The 20,453-nt window shown below is 61.8% G+C and carries 22 protein-coding genes and 1 tRNA gene; 7 read left to right on the forward strand and 16 right to left on the reverse strand.

The window, feature by feature from the left end; all coding sequences use genetic code 11:
- The first annotated feature begins 4 nt into the window (after window positions 1-4).
- The 5 genes from K3F49_RS00950 (at window position 5) to K3F49_RS00970 (ending at window position 5,281) form a co-directional block, all read left to right on the forward strand.
- Complete coding sequence (locus K3F49_RS00950) at window positions 5-256, forward strand: hypothetical protein (RefSeq protein WP_234678918.1); 252 nt, start codon at window positions 5-7, stop codon at window positions 254-256.
- Window positions 257-268: 12 nt separating this feature from the next.
- A complete protein-coding gene (locus K3F49_RS00955; RefSeq protein WP_234678919.1) occupies window positions 269-2,641 on the forward strand; it encodes a bifunctional DNA primase/polymerase in 2,373 nt (790 codons plus the stop codon).
- Between the two features lie 581 nt (window positions 2,642-3,222).
- On the forward strand, window positions 3,223-3,846 hold the full coding sequence (locus K3F49_RS00960) for a hypothetical protein (protein ID WP_234678920.1): 624 nt from the start codon (window positions 3,223-3,225) through the stop codon (window positions 3,844-3,846).
- Window positions 3,847-3,851: 5 nt separating this feature from the next.
- Entirely contained in the window at window positions 3,852-4,604 is a 753-nt protein-coding gene (locus K3F49_RS00965; protein ID WP_234678921.1) for a terminase large subunit domain-containing protein, read from the forward strand.
- On the forward strand, window positions 4,595-5,281 hold the full coding sequence (locus K3F49_RS00970; protein ID WP_234678922.1) for a hypothetical protein: 687 nt from the start codon (window positions 4,595-4,597) through the stop codon (window positions 5,279-5,281). The genes K3F49_RS00965 and K3F49_RS00970 overlap by 10 nt, the downstream gene beginning before the upstream one ends.
- Here the strand turns inward: K3F49_RS00970 and K3F49_RS00975 are convergent.
- The 7 genes from K3F49_RS00975 to K3F49_RS01000 form a co-directional block, all read right to left on the reverse strand.
- Window positions 5,278-5,871 (reverse strand): hypothetical protein, encoded by a 594-nt coding sequence (locus K3F49_RS00975; RefSeq protein ID WP_234678923.1) that lies wholly within the window; start codon window positions 5,869-5,871, stop codon window positions 5,278-5,280. The two genes, K3F49_RS00970 and K3F49_RS00975, sit on opposite strands and share 4 nt — an antisense overlap.
- A gap of 148 nt (window positions 5,872-6,019) precedes the next feature.
- Window positions 6,020-6,514 carry a hypothetical protein gene (locus K3F49_RS00980; protein ID WP_234678924.1) on the reverse strand — a complete coding sequence of 165 codons (495 nt, stop codon included), beginning with the start codon at window positions 6,512-6,514 and terminating at the stop codon, window positions 6,020-6,022.
- Between the two features lie 42 nt (window positions 6,515-6,556).
- Window positions 6,557-6,913 carry a 4-fold beta flower protein gene (locus tag K3F49_RS39610; protein WP_452100180.1) on the reverse strand — a complete coding sequence of 119 codons (357 nt, stop codon included), beginning with the start codon at window positions 6,911-6,913 and terminating at the stop codon, window positions 6,557-6,559.
- A 2-nt stretch (window positions 6,914-6,915) separates the two neighbouring features.
- Entirely contained in the window at window positions 6,916-7,536 is a 621-nt protein-coding gene (locus K3F49_RS00985) for a DUF6680 family protein (protein WP_234678925.1), read from the reverse strand.
- A 215-nt stretch (window positions 7,537-7,751) separates the two neighbouring features.
- A tRNA-Arg gene (locus tag K3F49_RS00990) sits at window positions 7,752-7,828 on the reverse strand.
- A 154-nt stretch (window positions 7,829-7,982) separates the two neighbouring features.
- On the reverse strand, window positions 7,983-8,489 hold the full coding sequence (locus K3F49_RS00995; protein WP_234678926.1) for a hypothetical protein: 507 nt from the start codon (window positions 8,487-8,489) through the stop codon (window positions 7,983-7,985).
- A gap of 161 nt (window positions 8,490-8,650) precedes the next feature.
- Window positions 8,651-9,199, reverse strand: a complete 549-nt coding sequence (locus K3F49_RS01000; protein ID WP_234678927.1) for a hypothetical protein — start codon at window positions 9,197-9,199, stop codon at window positions 8,651-8,653.
- Between the two features lie 151 nt (window positions 9,200-9,350).
- On the opposite strand from K3F49_RS01000, the gene K3F49_RS01005 reads away from it, so the two are divergent.
- A complete protein-coding gene (locus tag K3F49_RS01005) occupies window positions 9,351-9,737 on the forward strand; it encodes a VOC family protein (RefSeq protein ID WP_234678928.1) in 387 nt (128 codons plus the stop codon).
- Window positions 9,738-9,782: 45 nt separating this feature from the next.
- Here the strand turns inward: K3F49_RS01005 and K3F49_RS01010 are convergent, their stop codons facing one another.
- A complete protein-coding gene (locus K3F49_RS01010; protein WP_234678929.1) occupies window positions 9,783-10,280 on the reverse strand; it encodes a hypothetical protein in 498 nt (165 codons plus the stop codon).
- Between the two features lie 262 nt (window positions 10,281-10,542).
- On the opposite strand from K3F49_RS01010, the gene K3F49_RS01015 reads away from it, so the two are divergent.
- The gene (locus tag K3F49_RS01015) at window positions 10,543-10,896 is read left to right on the forward strand and encodes a GrlR family regulatory protein (protein WP_234678930.1); all 354 of its coding nucleotides are present in this window, start codon (window positions 10,543-10,545) and stop codon (window positions 10,894-10,896) included.
- 8 nt (window positions 10,897-10,904) lie between these two features.
- Here K3F49_RS01015 and K3F49_RS01020 read toward each other — a convergent pair whose 3' ends face one another.
- The 8 genes from K3F49_RS01020 to K3F49_RS01055 all read right to left on the reverse strand — a co-directional run bounded on the left by K3F49_RS01020 (window position 10,905) and on the right by K3F49_RS01055 (window position 20,097).
- The gene (locus K3F49_RS01020; protein WP_234678931.1) at window positions 10,905-13,592 is read right to left on the reverse strand and encodes a PAS domain S-box protein; all 2,688 of its coding nucleotides are present in this window, start codon (window positions 13,590-13,592) and stop codon (window positions 10,905-10,907) included.
- 90 nt (window positions 13,593-13,682) lie between these two features.
- Window positions 13,683-14,600, reverse strand: coding sequence for a DMT family transporter (locus K3F49_RS01025; RefSeq protein WP_234678932.1), 918 nt, complete (start codon window positions 14,598-14,600; stop codon window positions 13,683-13,685).
- 80 nt (window positions 14,601-14,680) lie between these two features.
- Window positions 14,681-15,475 carry an NUDIX hydrolase gene (locus tag K3F49_RS01030; protein WP_234678933.1) on the reverse strand — a complete coding sequence of 265 codons (795 nt, stop codon included), beginning with the start codon at window positions 15,473-15,475 and terminating at the stop codon, window positions 14,681-14,683.
- A 4-nt stretch (window positions 15,476-15,479) separates the two neighbouring features.
- A complete protein-coding gene (locus K3F49_RS01035) occupies window positions 15,480-16,433 on the reverse strand; it encodes a dihydrodipicolinate synthase family protein (protein WP_234678934.1) in 954 nt (317 codons plus the stop codon).
- A gap of 131 nt (window positions 16,434-16,564) precedes the next feature.
- Window positions 16,565-17,443 carry an SDR family oxidoreductase gene (locus K3F49_RS01040; RefSeq protein WP_234678935.1) on the reverse strand — a complete coding sequence of 293 codons (879 nt, stop codon included), beginning with the start codon at window positions 17,441-17,443 and terminating at the stop codon, window positions 16,565-16,567.
- A gap of 49 nt (window positions 17,444-17,492) precedes the next feature.
- The gene (locus tag K3F49_RS01045; RefSeq protein WP_234678936.1) at window positions 17,493-18,353 is read right to left on the reverse strand and encodes a MaoC family dehydratase; all 861 of its coding nucleotides are present in this window, start codon (window positions 18,351-18,353) and stop codon (window positions 17,493-17,495) included.
- A gap of 197 nt (window positions 18,354-18,550) precedes the next feature.
- Window positions 18,551-18,940, reverse strand: coding sequence for a Zn-ribbon domain-containing OB-fold protein (locus tag K3F49_RS01050; RefSeq protein ID WP_234678937.1), 390 nt, complete (start codon window positions 18,938-18,940; stop codon window positions 18,551-18,553).
- Window positions 18,940-20,097 (reverse strand): thiolase domain-containing protein, encoded by a 1,158-nt coding sequence (locus K3F49_RS01055; RefSeq protein WP_234678938.1) that lies wholly within the window; start codon window positions 20,095-20,097, stop codon window positions 18,940-18,942. Before K3F49_RS01055 ends, K3F49_RS01050 begins: the two co-directional genes overlap by 1 nt.
- Between the last annotated feature and the right edge of the window lie 356 nt (window positions 20,098-20,453).

Here is a 20,453-nt window from a genome sequence, read left to right on the forward strand (position 1 = left end):
GAGCATGCACGTACTTCCCCCATCCGATGCTGAATCGCTGTGGTTCGACGACCGCGGCACCCTGCGACAAATTCCCGTTGTCGGCTGGAATATCACCGAGGACGTACCTATGCCGATCACCCCAATCGGCACCTTCTTCTCTGGTCAACGTTATGGAGTCCACTTCACAGCATTCTTCGTCGTCATGCCTGAGCGCATCGTCACGCGCTCTCATGAGGAGATGAAGCAACTCGTCCTCGGTCACGCGTACGCCTGAGGAGATCGCAAAATGTCAGATCAGTTTTTCGAATACGCTCAACGTCACTCCCTCGCGCTTTTTCCGCTGCTGTCAGACACGAAGACGCCCGCATGCGGAAACGGCTTCTATGATGCCACGCCGAATTTACTCGACTGGCAAGCCTGGCGGACACAAGGTCATCAACTGGGTATTTCGGCCTGCCTGTCGCAACTCGTCCTGATTGACGTAGACGCTCACGGCGACCGCGACGAGGCGTGGGAGCACTTCACCAGGTGGTGCGCGGAGATCGGGATCGAAACCCCGGCGCCTTACGGTCACTCCCCGAAGGGCGGATGGCATTTTGCTTTCCGGTGTCCGGAGGGCTTCGACCCACATCAGTATCGCGGCCATCAGAAAGTGATGATTTCTCATTTTCGCCCCCTGGCGACCGGCGAGGAAGACGGCGAACGGATTTCGGTCCGCAACCGCGCTTACAACGTCGCGCCTGGGTCGGCGTTCGGAGGCCGTCCATATGTTCTTGCCGCAGATGCGCCACCTCCGTATCCGTATAGCGATCGGACAGCACCGTTGTTCGAGCTTTTGAAGCGGCCCGAGGTAAAGGCGGTTACCGGACCGGTCCCCGATGCTGTAGGCGGAGTTTCGCATGATGGAGTCCGCTACGATCAATTGCTCTGGTGGATCACAAAGAAGGTCGAGCGCTGGACGAGTGGCGTCGAGTCGCTCGGCAATGACAATTGGATATCGATCGGCAAACGGATTAAATTGAGCTTCCCAGGCGAAGATGGGCTTGCCGCATTCCTTGCAATGTCATGGGAGGATCGGCACGACACAATCACGCGTCGTTGGTGGAATCTGAGCGACTTCAAAACCGAGGGCGCGAACCTCGAAACCCTGCCGGCTCTTTTAAAGCAGGACATAACGTGGATGTTCAAGGAGCATTTTGGATGCCCCACCCCCCCAACGTGTCCCCTACCGCTTCCGGTTTCAATCCCTGCGGAAATCATCGAGCAGCACCGACGCGAGCGCGAACAATACGAGGCCGCGTTGCTCGGGCCGCTTCCGGATCACCCTGAATTGCCCATCGATCAGGCGCACGCCCTGAACGACTATTGGGCGCATCTGCCCTCGGGCAGAATGATCTACGAGCGGACCGGAGAGTTATTCAATTCCGCAAGCGTCGACAAGCACATCGGCCGCGTCAAAGATGCAATGAAAACCGAAGGTCCGGGGGCACTCGCGAGCACCTGGCTATCGCAACACCGCTTTGTCAAATCGATGGGCTGGGCACCCGGTGAATCGAAGATCATCGAAGATAGGGTTCTCACGGTAGACGGTTGGATCCGCAGCCGCGGCGACCGGACGTTCAATCGCTACGTTCCGCCGCACGTCGACCATATCGAGGGCGACGTTTCGAAGTGGCTGAACCATATCGAGGCGATCTATCCGGGCGAGGCTGGACACATCGTTCGATGGCTGGCGCACCGCGTGCAGCGGCCCGGCGACAAAGTGAACCATGCGCTCGTTTTCATCGGGTCGCAGGGCATCGGCAAGGACACGATTCTAAAGCCTGCAATCACCGCGATCGGTTCGCAGAACTTCAAACAGATCACCGCCAAGACGTTCTTCAATTCAGAATGGAACGACTATCTGCAGTCGGTCATCCTCCGAATTAACGAAGTCCACGATCTCGGCGGCGAGTCCCGCTATGGCTTTTATGACGCCACCAAAGACGTGATCACCAACCCACCGGAGGCGCATCGGATCAACACGAAGCATGTACCGCAGTACGCGGCGGTGAACGTGAGCGGCGTGATCATGACGTCGAACCACCTCGACGCCCTGTACCTAGCTCCCGACGACCGTCGGCACTTCGTTTGCGTGTCGACCCGGACACAGGGGGATTTCACGCCCGGTTATTGGGACGACATCAATGCCTGGTTCGAGAACGGCGGCAACGAAGCGGTCGCGCACTACTTGACCAATCTGGACCTAACCGCGTTCAACGCAAAGGCACCCCCGCCGAAAACGGCCGCTTGGCACATGGTGGTCGCGGCCGGCGTAGCTCCCGAGAGCGGCGACCTGTCCGACGTGATCGAAAGCATGGGCAAGCCCGACGCCCTCACACTCCAAATGGTCAAGGCGCGCACGCCCGGTGATAGTCAGCTCCGGTTGATGTTCGAAGACGCCAAGCTTCGCAGGGCAATCCCGAAGCGGCTTGCGGAATGTGGATACGTCGCCGTCGCGAACCCGGACGCTCGGGACAGCGGCGGGCGGTGGCGCATGCCCGGTGGCAAGACGACGATCTACGCGCGTCAGGAATTGAGCGAAGATGCTCGCTTAGCTGCGGCGCGACTGATCAGCGCGACCGCCGACGCACCGCCCTTGGTTCCGATAAGACCGTAACGCGGGCGTGTTGGGCACGTTGGGCACGTTTTGTCATGTTGTCAGAGTCTGAGTTCACTAATGTGTAGACAGGAAAGAAAAGAGAGAAACAGAAGAAATAATAGGCACAAGAGAAACCGCGCCCACTGCGCCCAGCGTGCCCAACACGGCGACGGTGGAGACGGCTTGGCCGGCTTTCGGCTCGCTATGACCTGAGGGCGTCGACCGCGTGAGCAAGGAGAACGCTAACGCTGAGTGCGATCAGGCAAACGATTGTGACTTGAAATAACATCGGGCGAATTCCGTGGGACCGCTATCTTATGGTCGTTAGACGTCGGCGGCATTTGGTCGGCCGGGTGGCAGCTTGGTGTTCGTGCAATTACAAATCGGCAAGGGCCGCGACCGTCCTTGAATTCGCACCGGTTTTCCAGTGCTTTCGCGCCTGCCTCAACGCGATTAACGGAATTTATATCTTTGGGTCGCATCTTAACGCACTGAAATCGCGATATTTTCTATATCATGTTGCGCCTATGTTGCGCCTTTGGCCGGTGATGCGGGTCGAGGGCGCTATTCGCGGTGTCAAATCGCAAGTGAGTTTGCCCATGGCCAAGACCGGACCAACGTGTTCAATCTGCAAGCATAAGTCCCGACATCAAATCGAGATCGGGCTTGCGCATGGCATCGCGCACAACGCGCTCGCGCGTCGCTTCAATGTCAGCGCCGATGCGGTCGGCCGCCATGCGGCGAACCACGTCAGCCCTGCCATGCGCGCGGCGATCCTGACCGCTCAGAAGCCGACCGAAATCGACCTTGAAGCGCTGCAGGCGAGCGAGCAGGAAGGCTTGCTGTCGCAGCTAGTCCACCAGCGGGCGCGGCTGCAACAGCACGTAGCCACAGCGATCGACTTCGGCGACATCAAAGCGGCGATCAGTGCCGAAGGCGCAATTACTGGCAACCTGGCCCTGGTCGGCAAGTTGCTCGGCATGATCGTGCAGCGCCACGACGTGCGGTCGACGTCGCTCCTGATCAGCGCCGATTACCTGGCGCTTCGCCAGGCCATCACCACCGCGCTACGCCCCTTCCCCGAGGCGGCGCGCGCGGTGGGCGCGGCCCTCCATAGGATGGAGACCGACGCGGCAGCGGCCATCACCCAGCGCGCTGGCAAGCCGCCCCTGCTCATTGAGGCTACGCCCGTGCCGCCGCCCTGCCCGGTACTGTTGCCATGAATACAATGGCAACCGATATTGCTCGCGCATTGGATCCGGCCCTACTGGCTCGCGACGCGGATATCGAACTGGACGAATGGCAGGCCGAATTCGTCCGCTCGGACGCGCCGCAGACGGCCATGCTGATCCCGCGGCAGCACGGGAAGACCGAGGCCAGCGTCATCAAGTCTCTGTCGGTCGCGACGACCGAGCCGGATAGCCTGATCCTGATCGCATCGCCTGCTCAGCGCTTATCCGACGAATTTGTGCTGCGATCGCGCACCACCCACAATCGGATCAAGGATGCTGCGCCCCTCGTCGGGGATGCCGCCCGCCGGATCGAGTTTGCGAACGGTAGTCGATTGCTCGCCCTGCCAGGTGACAATGACGGCGACACCATCCGCGGCCTGGCCAACGTCCGTCTGGCGATCATCGATGAGGCGGCGCGGTGTTCAGATGCACTGATCGCCGCCATCCGCCCCATGCTGGCGACGAACCCACGCGCACAGCTCGTCTATCTGTCGACACCTAAAGGCAAGCGCGGCTCGTTTTACGAAACTTGGACGTCGACCGATCCCGAGTGGCATCGCATCAGGGTTGAATTGGGATCTTGTCCGCGCATCACACCGGAATTCCTAGCGCGCGAGCGAAAGAATTTAGGCGAGACGAAGTTCCGCGAAGAATACCTTTGCGAATTCCTCGACTCGGACATTGCTGCATTCAGTTCGAGCCTGGTGGAAATGATGTTTGACCCTGAGGTGAGGCCGCTATGGAAATGATGACGATGGTTGACCCGTCCGGCTGGCGCCGCGCCGACGTGCGCCCGCGCGACGAATGGATCGTGGGCCTTGACGTCGGCCAGTCCATAGACCCGAGCGCCATCTGCGCACTCAATTATAAGGTCATCCCTGGCGATCACGTGCGCGACGATAAGAACCGTGTGCTGCGTCAGACCAAGATTGAACGGTTTCTAGTTCGGCATTTGGAGCGCTTGCCTCTTGGAATGCCGTACCCTCAGCAAATCGAGCATGTGGCGAACTTGTTGGGGCGTGAACCTCTCGTCGGCGCGACGTTCGCTTTGGATTTCACGGGCTGCGGTCGGCCTGTTGCGGATCAATTCGAGCGGGCCGGCTTGCGACCGCAAAAAGTCTTGATCACCGCCGGCAACGAAGTGACGATAAACGGCGGCAACACGCATCATGTGCCGAAAGGATTTCTCGTCTCTGGTCTCGAGTCGCGGATGCACTCGGGAGAACTAAAGATCGCTGCTGATCTGATGGAGTCGCCAGCGCTCAAAGAGGAGTTGCGCGATTTCGGCCGCAAGGTCAGCGAGTCGGGCCGCGTGACCTACAATGCGCGATCGGGCGCGCATGACGACTTGATCCTGGCTATCTGTATCGCGCTATTCATTGCGACGAACAGGCCGATGACTAGCCGACAGCCGTTGCAGATCTAAGCTACTCCAGCACTGTTGTGAGGTTGATCCTTTCGAATTGCAGCCAGTTGTTTGCGTACCGATTTATCCAAAACGACCTTAAAGACTTTGCCCTCGTCCGTGAAAACCACGGCCGATAAAAAGCGTCCCGTTATTCGGCTCCAGATCGAAGCGCCGATAAAGTGTTGCCGACTGTAATGCCGAAACATCTCAAGGTCCGACAAAAAGAATCGGTCGGAGGTCCGCGGTTTTATCTCGGTCGGATATTTCCTTTGTGGCGCCCACTTGTCACCGGCCGACATATCCAGCGGCAGAACTTCGAAAAGTTGCCGCTGGAAAGGTATTTTCCAATGAAAGAAACCGGCGCCGATGTGCACGGGCATGACGCCCAAATTTCGTACGGAGACAACCAGATATCTGGGCAACTCAGTGCCCTTGATTGAATCGTGGTAGACAACGTTGATCGATGCCCATGCGTGTATTTTGGTACGAGACGCTCTGGCCGTCATGTATGAATTAAGCAGGGCCACGGTGACAGCAGCAAACGTACCCAGGACGCCGAGAGCGGCTATCGTGAACTGGTGAGCCTTCAATAACTCTTCCAAAAACATTTGAACGTTTCCCCGGACGGAATCAACGCCTGATGTGGCTGCGCTCTGGCTATTCCCGGATCGCATTGACGCGCTCGTGTGGGTGCTGACAGAACTGCGTGGACCGGTGCATACCGTGATCAGGACAGAGCTGCGGGTTTAGAATGCACTAGAAGTCGCTGTCATGGGACCGGTATGATTCTCTGCGCACGCGCGTGCCGAAGTGTTGGTTTTTCTTGCATCGAGGGCAGTCATACCAATCCTGCCCCTCCGATTTATGCGAGAACTGTAAGATGCTGATTTTTTCATCGTTGAAACAAGTGGCGCAAGCTCGGTGAAGAGGTTCTCCGTTCGCTTCAGATGCTTTTAGTTCGTAGGCGAATGAGTTGTCGCCATAGTCCTTCAATTGATAACGATCGAACTTGCGTTTCTCGGCTTTGAGCTTTGAGATTTCTTGATCAAGGTCGGCGATTTGCCGGAGCAGTTCAGCTCGTTCATCTTGAGCTGCAAAGACGCTAGCGTTTGCTTCTATGAGCTTCGATTGGAAATCCAGCAGCTTCGACTGAAAAGCTGCGGCGTCACGCAAATTGATCATTGCGTGCCCAATGTCACTCGCCCCTTTGAATGCCGAGATTGCGGCTGCAATCGCAGAAACGTCGACCATTCTCAAACCTCCACATGTATCATCCACAGAGCAGTGAGTTTGCTAGCCGAATAGATCGTCAACGCTGTAGCCACTCCAGCTCAGCGACGGCAGGGCAGGCAGTGGAGGCAACGAGGGAAGGCTCCTCAAGGGAGGCAAAGACGGCAGCGATTTAAGAGAAGGAAGTGACCGCATCGGGGGTAATGGGCCGCCTGAAGCATTTTGAGAAAATGCGACACCGTGTCCGTTGTGATCTCTAATCCATCCTGACGATACCCGGCCAACATGGCGACCGGATGTTGCATAGAGTTCTTCTCCCTGCACGAAGCCGATGGGCTGGCCGGTCCAGGTATAAAATGTGCCGTTGTTGTCCACGTAGTGTGTCGCACGTCCGTTGCGATCGTAGAAATCTTGAGCCATTGTCACGCGCCCTGCTGTGGAATGATAGTCACTCGAAGTGAGCCGTCATCGGCGTATGCCGCATTCATCTTTTTGTTCAGATTCGCTTGCATCTCTGCTGCGGTAGGATCACTGGCCACGCTCTTGATAGCGAGTGGCAGCGCATAGTCACCTTTGAACAACGCTGCCATGCCCGTCCTGATCGCTTCTGCATCCTCTTCCATTTTCCCGTGGGCATTCGGGAAATAGATGCGATTCATCTGGGCCACGCTGAATTCGTACCCAACTCTCTGCCCGATCGCGGCTAGCAGCTTGGTGAACAGATCGATTCTGCGTTGGCCCCACAGAGCACCTGTGTCGGTGCTTTTCGTCAGGTGTTCGAAGTATTCTTCCCAAGCGTCGACGATGGGTTTGTCGCCGTAAAAGTCTATCGGCACAGCATTGATCGCCTCGACATGCGCCGCTGTGAGGTTTGCTGCGCGGGTCGCCATTAGGGTCCGAAATATATTGAACCGCCGATCCCTCTTTTCACGGTAGCTCTCGACCCATTTCTGCGCTTGCACAGCGAGCACGGGACCAAGCAAGGTGCACGTAGCGAGAACGACGTCCGACAGTTTGAGAATTGAAAAGGCTTCCTCAGCCATAGCTCGTCTCCGCGAATCAACGAGCGATGGTGGCATGCAGGCGGCGCACGCGCCGAGACGTAACTTCTCAATCCGCACTATTCACAGACGTATCGCGCCGCGTGTTGCGTCGAGCCGCTTTGATTGTATTTGATCCATTGAAATTGCATTGGATTTTGGCGCGACAGGCGCAGCAAGACCAGAAAGCAAAATCCAGGCTAAGTTATTGATTTCACTGGCGCGCTCGGAAGGATTCGAACCTCCGACCCTCGGAATCGAAATCCGATGCTCTATCCAGCTGAGCTACGAGCGCCCTGATGGCCCCGGGCATTGGGCCACAACCGAAGCCGCGGACGTAGGCTGGCAGACCAGCCGACCTGCGGCGCTCGGATTGGTTCGAATTAGCAGAGAGGCCGGACAATAAAAAGCCCTCCCCGCCTTAATCGAGGCGGGGCAGAGGCGCGCTGTCACCAGGTCGTGTTGAAAAGGCCGAAATGCGGCTGCTGTGCCACCAGCATCATCCGCTGACCACGCTGCGCCGCCGGACGCGCCCGAGCCACCTTGCGCTTGGGCTGAACCTGCGGAGCTTGGGTCTGGGCCACCTGACCCTGGGCTTGCGGCTTGGCATCAGCCTTCCTGCCCACAGCCACATCGCCCTTCGGCGTGAATTGGGCAAAGGTCTCGCGCACCCGCGCCTTTGCCGACATATCAGCGAGCCGGTCCACCTGCGCGGTCGGCTGAGGTGCCTCGGCGGCAACCGTCTTCATCACCGGCGCGGCAATGGTCGGCTGGCTGGTGTCGAGCACGACACGGTCAGGCAGATGGCGGTCGGACCGAATCCGGATCAGCGGCTGATCGTAGCTTGCACCCGCAACGACCTGCGCAACCGGCGATGTCGGCCAAACGAAATCAGCCGCGAACAACAGTGCGAGCAGCGCTCCGCCGACGAACATGAAATACCGAAAGATGGGCATTGGCCGCGCTCCGCCCCCCGCATCCCCGCGTGGGCTCTTCGCCTTAACCGGCGATCCTATAATTGGTTCCTACGCCCAGCCTTTGGTTCAAATGGCAACGCCAAGATTTTTGGCCAAGGGGCAAGGATGGTAACTTTTTCGCTAGCGGAACGCGTGGCCGTTTAGGCGCGCCGCGCCGTGACCAGCGAACACGTCGCCTGATCGGCATTCACATTGACGAATCCGACCGGGACGCGCGCAAAGGTCTTGCGAGCCTTCATGCCGACAATGTCGGCTAGCACGCGGCTGCGGTCGGTCAGATGACTGCCGTCGCGCCGCGTGAAGGCGCAGACGATCTCGACATCCTTTACGGCATAGTCATTGTCATTTCGCACGGTGAACGTAACAAGCGCCTTCGAGCCGAGCCCGCCGCGACGCCAGGTCTGCGATGAGATCTTGATCCGGTCGAGCCCGGCAACGGCAGTATCTGAGGCATTTGTCGGGGACGCTGGATCGATGCTTGTCAGCGCCAATTTCGTAGGCTCGGTCGGCGCGACATTGCCTTCGGAGGGCGGCATCAGGAACCAGACGGCACCGCCAACCACGAGCGCCGCCAGCAGCCACAGCAGGCCTCGCTTGGGCCAGACGCTTGTTGAGGGCTGGAGCCGCGGCGGGTCATCGCCATTCCCGGCGAAGTTTCCCAATCCGATCCGGCCAAACCCTGCGTTCATGGGTGCGTCACTCGCCTCCTTCCTCAATCCGTGAGACGAACTAAGGTTCCCGCAACGGCGCGAATCTCGGATAGGAGCCATGGTGGCGATCGTCGATCGAGATCGCTAACATGCGCTGCAACATCGCAAGACCCGATCGGGAGGAATTAAAATGCCAGTCGCCGTCACCTGGGATCACATCCATCTGCGCAGCCCCGATCCAGAAACGACCGCGGCTTGGCTGCGCGACATCCTCGGCGGCGAAATCGTGCGCGCACCGGGACGCATCGACGTGAACCTGGGCGGCGCAAGGATCTTCATCGCGCCGCTGGAAGGCGAGAGCGCCGTCAGCCCGCCGCCCCCACACCCACATCAGGGCCTCGACCATTTCGGGCTCACCGTAAAGGACATCGACGCGGTCGCCGCCGAGATCAAGGCGAAGGGCGTGACATTCACCCGCGAGCCGACCACGATCCGACCCGGCGTCCGCATCTGCTTCATCCGCGGCCCCGAAGGCATCTCCATCGAGCTGCTCGAGCGCGACAAGAAATATACCTGACGAAGCGGCACATCCAGTATCGGAGCCGGGCGTGCTCTTGCCCGGCTAAGTCATGCTGCCGGGCATAAAGCAGCGGATCGTGACGCCCGTGTAGCCGTAGATCGGCCAGACCATGGTGCGTCCGACCCGGTTGGGCTCCGAGATCACGGCCTCCTCCGGCACGTCGACCCAGACGAGCTCCTGCTCCCGGCCCTCGATCACGTAGCCAAAGTGTGGGATGCGGACACGATAGTGCCCGTCCTTGCTCTCCCAATCGGAGTCCGAGATCGCCGAACCGTCGGCATCGGAGCAGCATGGCCCCTTGCCGCTGCGCAAGCCGTCGAACCAGGCTTTCAGTTCCGCGCTGGTGTTGACGAACTGGCCGCGGTCGCGTGCGTGCCCGACCGGAGCAACCAGCGCGATCAGCGCCAGCGCACAAGCAAGACTTGCCGCACTTCGCCATCGTGTGGGAAAGCCAGTCCGCCGTCGTCGTGTTTCGCAATTCGTGGGACGCGCACTGTACAAGCGCGGCTCATCGCCGCCGGAATCGATCCAGTTGCTCACGTTCGTCTTGCTCCAGCACCCCGCGGCCAGTGCAACGATGGTTATGCATTTCGCGGGCCAACTCCGATTCGCAACGACTGGCCTCGCTGCAGGATGAGACCGTCATAACCGCGTCACACGCAAGCTGGGACAATTACGGTTCGCGTGCCCGCATGGGACACCACCGCCGGCGAAACTGCCGCGTTGCGCGAGGGGTTGCGCTTTGGCATAAAAGCTTCACCGGTTACGCCGTTGGGCGATGGCGGCCGGCCGACGGGACGTTATGAAGAACGGCCTCTATTCGATTCACGTGAACCTGCTCGATGGTCGAGCCGGCAAGGGCAGCGGCGTGATTCTTTTTCGCGACGGCAGAATCCTTGGCGGCGATGCCTACCTCTATTACACCGGCAGCTACGTGGTGAAGGACGACCACACCTTCAAAGGCCAGGTGCTGGTGCAACGACACACCTCGCCGCGGGGCGATGACAATCCGCTGTTCGGCGGTCCTGCCCCGGTCGGAATCGGCGTCAGCGGGACCTACACGGACACCCGCGCGGAGATGACGGGCACGGCGCTGGTCGGCAAGGCCAGCCTGATTTTCGGCGCCACCCTGCACAAGCTCGCAGAGGCTGATTAGGGACAGAACTATTCCGCGGCCTGCTCCAGCGGTGCGGTGCGCGGTAGAATCATCTGGATGCGCGTCCCCTCGCCCGGCTCGGAATCGAGATCGAGCCGCCCGCCGAGCCGGTTGGTGACGATGCTGTAGACGATGTGCAGCCCGAGACCGGTGCCGCCCTGATCGCGCCGCGTCGTGAAAAACGGATCGAAGGCGCGGCGACGCACGTCGAGCGACATGCCGCAGCCGTTGTCGGCGACGATGATCTCGACATTGTCCTTGCCGGACTCGCGCACCTGGATGTCGATGATCCCCGGACGTCCATCCGGAAAGGCGTGCGCCACCGAATTCAGGAACAGATTGGTCAGCACCTGGCCATACGGGCCGGGATAGCTGTTCATGGTCAGGTTGGGCTGGCACTCGACGTTGAGCGTCAGGTTCTGCTTGCGCAGTCCCGGACGCAGGCTCATCACCACCTGCTCGGTGAGATCGGCGAGGTCGAAGCTGCGCTGGTCCGAATAGTTGCGGTCAGCCGCGACCTGCTTGAACGACTGGATCAGCTCGGCCGCGCGGTTGAGATTGGAGACGAGCTGCGAGGACGCGTCGCGGCTGGTGTTGAGGTAATCGTTGAGCGTCGAGCGACGAAGCTCGCCGCGCTCGACCGCGGCGCTGAACATCGCCGTCTTGCGCTCAAGCGCAGAGGCGACGGTAAGGCTGATGCCGACGGGATTGTTGACCTCGTGCGCGACGCCTGCGACCAGGCGTCCGAGGGCTGCGAGCTTTTCCGCCTCGATCAGGGAGGCTTGGGTCTCACGCAGATTACGCAGCGCCGTCTCGGCGGAGTCCTTGGCCTTCCGCATCTCCTGCTCGCCGCGCTTGCGCTCGCCGATATCGAGCGCCACGGTGACGATCCGCTCGATCTCGCCTTCGGCATCCAGCAGCGGCAGCTTGTTGACCAGCCATTGCCGCATGTTGCCCGAGGAGTCCTTGTACTCCTCCTCGTAGAAGCCGAGACCTCGTCGCAAGTTCAGTACGCGCTTGTCGTTCTCATCAGTCTTGGCCGCGCCATACCGCGACATCAGATCGGCGGTGGTGCGGCCGAGCGCGTCGCCGGGCTCGATGCCGAAGATGCCGGCCATGTAGCGGTTCATCAGCACGTAACGGAGGTCGCGGTCCTTGACGTTGATGACGGCCGGCACGGTGTCGATGACCTGTTGGAGCAGGCGGCGGCCTTCGGCGATGGCGTCTTCCGCCCGCTTCTGGTCGGTGATGTCGCGTAGCGTGCCTTCGTAGCGGACGATCCTGCCCTGCTCGTCCCGCACGCCGGTAGCGCTGTCGGAGAGCCAGAGGATGTTGCCGCTGCGCTGGCGCACCTGATACTCGAACTCGCGCACCATGCCGTCGCGGTGCATCAGCCGCTGGTATTCCTCACGCGCCTCTGGATCGACGTAGATAGTGTGGGCGATGTCGTTGATGCTGTCGATCAGATGCTGCGGGCTGTCATAGCCCATCATCCGCGCCAGCGCCGGATTGGCGTTGAGGAGATCGCCGGGCGGCGTCGTCACGTAGATGCCATCGACCGAGCCCTCGAACAGCTTGCGATAGCTTTCCTCGGCCAGCCGCTGCTCGGTGAGCGCCCGCACCGCCGCCTCGCGCGCCGTATCGGCCTCCTCCAACGCACGGCGGAACACCTCTGCCGCGCGCGCGATATCGCCGATCTCGTTGTCGAGATCGGCCGACGGGATCGAGGTCCTTTTCTCACCGGCCGCGAGCGCCCGGATCGAGCGCGCGATCTGGGCCAGCGGACGCACCGTTCGACGCACCACGAAGGCGGCCGCGAGGATGCCGATCAACACACCCATGCTGCCGAGCACGATGCTCTGCCAGCGCGCTTCGGCAAGCGTCCGGGCGAAATCGCGCGACAGCACGTGGCCGCGGCGGTCGCTGACGTCGCGGAGCAATTCGGTGACGCGGCCGATCAAGCGGCCCTCGGTTCCCAGCACCTCGCGGTCGATATCGGCGATCTGCCGTTCGCGGACGGCGACCGCGACGAGGGCATCGGCGTAATTGTTCACGGCCGACTTCAGCCGAGCATCGGTGATATCCATCGCTCGCATGCCCTGCGCGGCCTGTTCGGCAGCCGACGGATTGCGTGCGAGCAGCCCAAGCGCGATCCGGCTCTGCGCCTCCGACAGGCGGGCGGCGAGATCGCGGTCCCCACTTTCGGAGACCGCCGCGTCGAACTGATCGCGCAGCGGCGGCAGCCCGGCGAGCAACTGCGCACGGCGATCGATCAGGGTCGAGATCCGCTCCAGCCCGCTGCGGTAAGTCGCAAGCCGCTCAGAGACGCCGTCGATCATATCCTGCTGCTCTGGGGCAAGATCGATACGGGTCTTCTTGAGGATGTCGCTCAGGGTCGAGGCGGCCTCACCCACCTGCTTGAACTGGATGCCGGCGCCGGGATCGGTGACGAAGTCACGCGCGGCGAGCCGCAAATCGTTCATGCGGCGGTCGATATCCTCCGCCAGATCGCCGACGCTCTGGAGCCGCTGCAGCTCGGCGAAGGTGGCGTCGATATGCCGGATCGCGATTACGCTGGCGGTCGAGGTGACGATAATCACCGCCAACACTAGAATGAAGCTGCCGAACGTCATCTGGCCGATCGACAGCGAAAACGATCGCTTCGGCGGAGGATTCGGCGGCGTTTCGGCGGGCATTGGGGCGGAACCGGACTCCATACATCCCCAATATACGCTGTATCACCCCTCCGGGGGAACATGCCTCCGCCGGGCGGAACGGGCTGTTTTTCATGATGGTTTAGCGACAGCCGCCCGCCGGGCCGGGATCGTCATGGCGGCCACGCCAAGGACGACGCAGCCCAAGCCAATCCAGGCGGTCTGGCTCAGGGTTTCCCCCAGGAAGGCGACGCTGATGGCGACCCCGATCGGGACGCGGAGATAGGCCTGGGCGGTGGTACCGACCGAGCCGAGGGTCTGGATCAGGCGGAAGTAGATCGCGAACGCCGCCGCGGTCGAGAACACCGCCAGCGCAAGCAGCGCCAGGACCGAGCTCTGCGAAGGCGACAGCGTCCAGGGTTGTTCGAGCACGAGCGAGGCCGGGATCAGCACGGCCGCGCCAGCCAGCAGCGAGCCGGCGGCGGGCGCCATGGGATCGAGACCCCTGAAGCTCCGCCCGAAGATCGCGGCGCAGGCGTAGCAGATGGTGGCGGCAACGATCGCGGCTTCCGCGACGAGGCCGCCGCTGCCGATGTCATGGAATGCATCGGCGCCGACGATCAGCAGGATGCCGGCCATGCCGGCGACGACGCCGAACAGTTTTCGCGGGGTCGTGGCCTCGTGGTGGGTGACGATTGCGGTGAGCAGGAAGGTGAAGATCGGCCCGGCGGAATTGAGGATGGTGGCGAGTGCCGCATCGACATGGCGTTCGCCCCAGGCGATCAGAGTCCAGGGGATGACGCTGTTGAGCACGGCCTGGAAGGCGAAGCGCCGCCAGGTCGGTCCATCCGTCGGCATCCTGATGCCCCTCGCCCACATGACGGCGAGCAGCAGCAGGCCCGCAATCGTCGTGCGCGCAGCGATCAGCGTGATCGGCGAGACGGTGGCGACACCGAGCTTGATAAAGGTGTAGGAGCCGCCCCACAGCGTTGCGAGCGCGACCAGCAGCGCCAGCTCGACGGCGATGTTGGTGTCCTGCCGGTTGTCCATTGGATCGATCCCGTCCATTCGCGATGGACGGAAGCTAGCGCGTCCGTAGTCACCAATACTTCGCTTTATGTCGAAGTATCCTAGCCGACCGCGCCGACCTCGAACACCTCGCCGTCATAACCGGCCTCACGGGGAATACGGAGCTGGCGGCCGGTTTCGGTCTTGGTCATGACCGGCATCACCGTGACGATCGAGATTCCCTTGGCGTGATCGAGCGCGGCGCTCACGCTTGGCTGCTTCGCCAGCCGGATCAGATTGCGCGTGGTCGGGAACGGCAGCTTGAAGCGGCCGCTGTCGCCACCCTCCACCGCCTCGCGTGCAGACAACCAGATCGAGTCGGTCGACTCCCGCCCGTCATGCGCGCCGAGCTGGTCGGGCGGCGCAGCGGCCAGGAAGAACCAGGTGTCGAAGCGCTTCGGCATGCCCTCCGGCGTGATCCAGTGCGCGTAGGGCACGAGTGTGTCCAGCGCGAGCTGGAGGTTGTTGTCGGCGAGAATGCTGAGGAAGCTGATCTTGTGCTCGTTGAGCGCAACGCGGTGCGCATCGGCGATCTCGCCGGCACGCTTGGCATCAACAGGCGTGTTCGAGCCCTTCGAACGCGCCAGCAGGATGCCGCTTTCCTCAAACGTCTCGCGGATCGCGGCGATACGAAAACCGCGATCCGATTCACTCAGACCCTCGCCGCCCGAATACAGGTCGGACCGCTTGACGATCTCCTGATCGCCGGCATCGACGCTGCCGCCGGGAAACACCAGCGCGCCCGAGTTGAACTCGATCTGATGATGGCGGACCATCATGAAGATCTCGACTTCCTTCGCACCATCGCGCAGCAGGAGGATGGTCGAGGCCGGACGCGATGCTGATGTCTCGGGCATTCAACTAGCCTGCGGCGCTGGATTGCGGGCCGAGATTGGCGCGCTTGTCGACGCGGGCGACGCGCGACAAGAGGTAGTCGACCTCCGCCTTCGCCGCCGGCGTGATGGTGGCGCCGGGCTTGCGCTGGGCGCTGGAGGCGATGATGCCGCGCTTCTGCAGCACATGCTTGCGCACGGCAAGGCCGGCGCCCGGCTGCTGCTCGTAGCGGATCAGTGGCAGATGCGCGTCGAACAGATCGTGCGCGGCATCGCGCTTGCCAGCTTTCGACAGGTTCACGACGTCGATCAGAAGCTCGGGGAAGGCGTAGCCGGTCATGGCGCCGTCGGCGCCGCGCTCCATCTCGAAATCCAAAAAGAGCCCGCCATTGCCGCAGAGGATCGAGAGCGGACGGAGCGAGCCGTCCTTCTGGAAATTGCGCAGCGTCGAGATCTTTTCGAGGCCCGGCCAGTCCTCGTGCTTGAGCATCACGCAGTTCGCATTGTCGGTGACGATCTTGCGGATCACCGCGGGGGTGAAGATCACCGAGAGCGTCAGGGGATAATCCTGAAGTACCCAGGGCACATCCGGACCGATCGCCTCGGCCGCCTGCTTGTAATAGCCGACGATCTGGTCGTCGGTGCGGAGCGAGGGCGGCGGCGCAATCATGACGCCGGCGGCGCCTGCGTCCATCGAGGCCTTTGCCAGCGAGCGCATGGTGGCAAAACCCGGCGCGGAGACGCCAACGATCACCTGCATTTTCTTGGCGCGCTTGACGAAGCGCACCGCGACCTGCTCGGCCTCGGCGGCGTCGAGCTTCGGCGCTTCACCGAGAATGCCGAGCACCGTGACACCGTTGCAGCCGACCTCCTCGTAGAAGTCGGTCAGGCGATCGATCGAGCGCTCGTCGATCCTTCCGTCATCGTGGAACGGCGTCGGCGCGATTGCGAAGGTGCCCTTGGCGTCGGCGGTGAGTTTCATCGTCTTTCCTTGTCTCTCTCTATTCGTCATTCCGGGATGGCCCGCAGGGCCAGGCCCGGAATCCATAACCCCGGCTGGTGGTTATGGATTCCGGGCTCGCGACTTCGTCGCGCCCCGGAATGACAGTGTGGCTAAAACCGCCGCGCGCCCATCTTGATCTGCTCCTCGGAGAAGAAGATCTCCTTGGCGTGATCAGCGATGTCCCGGGCGTTCCAGCCCGCATGCGGCGGTTTCCAGCCTTCCATCTCCATCATCCGCATTTCGCGCACGCCGCGGGGCCCGGACACGCCCAGCACCTTGCCGGTCTGGTCGCCCGACAAATCGCTGACCATGTATAGCACGGCCGGTGCGATCCCGTCCGGCCCCAGCGCCGCACCGGGGTTCTCCTTATAGCGGGGCAGGTCTGCGGTCATGCGGGTCAGCGCGCCCGGGGCAAGCGTCCAGATCCGGATGTTGTACTTGCGGCCCTCGATCGCCAGCACGTTGGACAGGCCCCAGATGCCGCCCTTGGCCGCGCCGTAATTGGTCTGGCCGAAATTGCCGATCAGGCCCGAGGTCGAGGAGGTGTTGACGATGACGCCGCCGCCGTTTTCCCGCATCCAGCGAAACACCGGCATGGTGCAACAAAAGGTGCCCTTCAGGTGCACCTTGATGACCTTGTCCCAATCGGACTCGGTGGCCTTGGCAAAAGTCTGGTCGCGCAGGATGCCGGCATTGTTGACCAGGATGTCGGCGCGGCCAAAGTGCTTGATGGCGTCGTCGAACACCGACTGGCCGCCTTCCATGGTCGAGATGTCGGCGCCGTTCGCGATCGCCTTGCCGCCCTCGGCCTTAATCGCGTCCACCACGAGCTGCGCCATCGACTTGTCGGCGCCGGAGCCGTCGCGGGGCCCGCCGAGATCATTGACGACGATCGAGGCCCCTTCCCGCGCGAACAGCTTTGCGTAGGCCTCGCCGAGCCCACCGCCCGCTCCGGTGATCAGCGCAACCTTGCCGTCGAGTAGTCCCATGGTGGCTTCTCCCTGTTTTTGTTTTTCGTGTGCCGGACGCGAAACCGACCTAACCCAACACCGTCTTGCCGTTCTTGATCACGGTGACGCCGCGCGACTTCACCCTGGCTTCGAACGAGATCGTGTTGCCGTCCTTCCAGAGGTCCATGGTCACGGTCTCGCCGGGATAGACCGGCGAGGAGAACCGCGCCACGTGTTGGCGGAACGCGCTGGCGTCGTAGTCGGCATAGGTCTGCAGCACGCCGCGGCAGGTGATGCCGTAGGTGCACATGCCGTGCAGGATCGGACGCGGGAAGCCGGCCTTCTCCGCAAACTCCGGATCGGAGTGCAGCGGATTGCGGTCGCCGCAGAGACGATAGACCAGCGCCTGGTCGGGACGCGTGACGATGTCGATGGTCTTGTCGGGTGCGCGCGACGGGATCTTGTGCGGATCGGGCTGCGTCAGGCTCGGCCCGCCGAAGCCGCCGTCGCCGCGGGCGAAGCGGGAGGCAACGAGCGTGGCGAGCTTCTCGCCCTTCTCGTTCTTGAGCACGGTCTGGTGGCTGATCACGACGCCCTTGCCCTCACCCTTGTCGTAGACCTCGACGACGGAGGAGTCGGCGGTGATGTTGGCGGCGACCGGCAGCGGCTGATGGAAAGTGATGTCGCGCTCGCCGTCGACCACCATCACGCGGTTGAGATTCATCTCGCCCGGTCCCGAGCCCCAGGCGGCGACGGAAGCGAAGGTCGGCACCACCTTGAGCGGCCGCGGCGTCAACGTGCCCTCATTGACGAAGGCGAGCTCGTTCTCATCCATCGGATCAGCGCCGAGGCCGATGCCGTAGGCGTAGAGCATGACGTCGCGATCGGTGTAGGTGTATTTCTGGTCGATGTTTTTCAGGCCTTTGAGCTCTTCGTATCTGGCGGACATTTTTCTGGTTTCCTCCCGAATGTCTTCAGCACCGCCAGTTGAAGGGCCCTCTCCCCTTGTGGGAGAGGGCAGCGAGGACGGTGCGGCAAACTCGTTTGGGTGAGGGGTTGCCCCCGCAGTGAAAGTCTCTCCGCGGAGCGAGACCCCTCATCCGGCGCTTCGCGCCACCTTCTCCCACAAGGGGAGAAGGGAAGAATTTAGGCCGGCGTGAAGAACGGCAGCGGGGCGCCGTCCGTCGGCTTGAACACCACCTTCACCTTCTGGCCGATCTTCAGCTTCTCCAGATCGCAGTCGACGAAATTGGTCTGCAGCGACGGCCCTTCCTTCAGCGTGACGTAGCCGATCGCATAAGGACCGGTCGGCGACTTCCGCATCAGGCTCCAGGTGTAGATCGTGCCCTCGCCGGACGCCTCTTCCCACACCGTCTTGTCGGAATAGCAGAACGGACAGATCGAGCGCGGAAAGTAGTGCGCTTCGCCGCACGCCGTGCAGCGCTTGATCATGAACTTGCCCTGCTTGGCGGCGTCCCAGAATGCGGCGGTCTCGGGGTTCGTGACCGGGGCGGGATATTTTTTTGCTTCGCTCATCACACGCGCTCCAGAATGGCCGTCGATGCGGCGTGGCGGACGCCGAGAAGGCCGCCGGTGCCGTGGGCGATGGCGAGATCGCAGTTCTTGACCTGCACCTTCGGATGCGCCTCGCCGCGCAGCTGCCTGACGGACTCGATGATCTTGGTCATGCCGCCGCGGTTGACCGGATGGTTGCTGCAGAGGCCGCCGCCATCGGTGTTGAACGGCAGCTTGCCGACACCCGAGATCAGATTGCCGTCGGCGACGAACTTGCCGCCCTCGCCCTTCTTGCAGAAGCCGAGGTCCTCGAGCTGCATCAGCACGGTGATGGTGAAGCTGTCGTAGATCGAGGCGTATTTGATATCCTTCGGCGTGATGCCGGCTTCCTCGAACGCGCGCGGGCCGGACCAGATGCCGGCGGAGTAAGTGAGATCGAGATCCTTGCCGCCGCGCGGTCCCTTCATCGCCTCGCCGTGGCCAATCAACTTGACCAGTGGCTTCTTCAGGCTCCTGGCAATTTCAGGCGTCGTCACGATCAGCGCGCCGCCGCCGTCGGAGACGACGCAGCAATCCATGCGGTGCAGTGGATCGGAGATCATCGGCGAGTTCAAGACGTCCTCGACAGTGACGACATCCTTGAGCATCGCATGCGGATTGTATTGTGCATGATGCGAGGCCGCGACCTTGATCCAGGCGAGCTGCTCGCTGGTGGTGCCATAGTCGTGCATGTGGCGCATGGCACACATGCCATAGGCATTGTGCGTGGTCGCACCGTAAGCGGACTCGAAATCGAGCTCCGCGCCGGCCGCACGCGGCGGCATCACGCCGGTGCGCGGCTTGCCCGCGAGCGTGATCAGTGCGATCGAGCACTTGCCCGCCGCGATCGCCTCGGCCGCATGGCCGAGATGGATGATGTAGGAACAGCCCCCGGTCTCGGTGGAATCGACGTGCCGGAGCTTTTTGGTGTTCAAGCCGAGATAATCGACCATCGGCCAGGCACCGCCGGGCGCATCGCCCGCGCAGAAATAGCCGTCGACATCGTCCTTGCTGATCCCGGCATCCTCGATCGCGCCCTTCGCGACCTCGGCGTGAAGCTGGGTGGTGGATTTGTCCGGCGCATGCCGGGTCGGGTGCTCGTAGATCCCGGCAATGTAGGCCTTGCCCTTGATGGTCAAAACAGAGGTCTCCGCTCGCGTTTCTTCTTGCTCAGTTTTTCTGGACCGCGGTGGGCTGATTGGCAAGCGCGGAAATATTCCGTCGGGCGAGAGGGCAGCGGGTGAGCGCAAGTGGAGACGATGCTCTCGTGTCCCGAGCGCGCGGCAACGCTTCAGCGTTGCTGCGCAGCGTCGGGGCACGAGAGACTAAGCAGAATCCTAAAGGTGTTTTGCCCGACGGCGCAAGCGACTTTTCGCTTTATCGGAAGAACCCATTTTTTTCGAAAACAACCCCATGCACAGTAGAACGCTGATTGATTTCAAACGGGAAATCGCAGGGCGGGCCGCTTTGCGCCTTGCCCACCCCACGAGACCTT

It is taken from the genome of Bradyrhizobium monzae, assembly GCF_021458635.1.
Classification (GTDB): Bacteria; Pseudomonadota; Alphaproteobacteria; order Rhizobiales; family Xanthobacteraceae; genus Bradyrhizobium.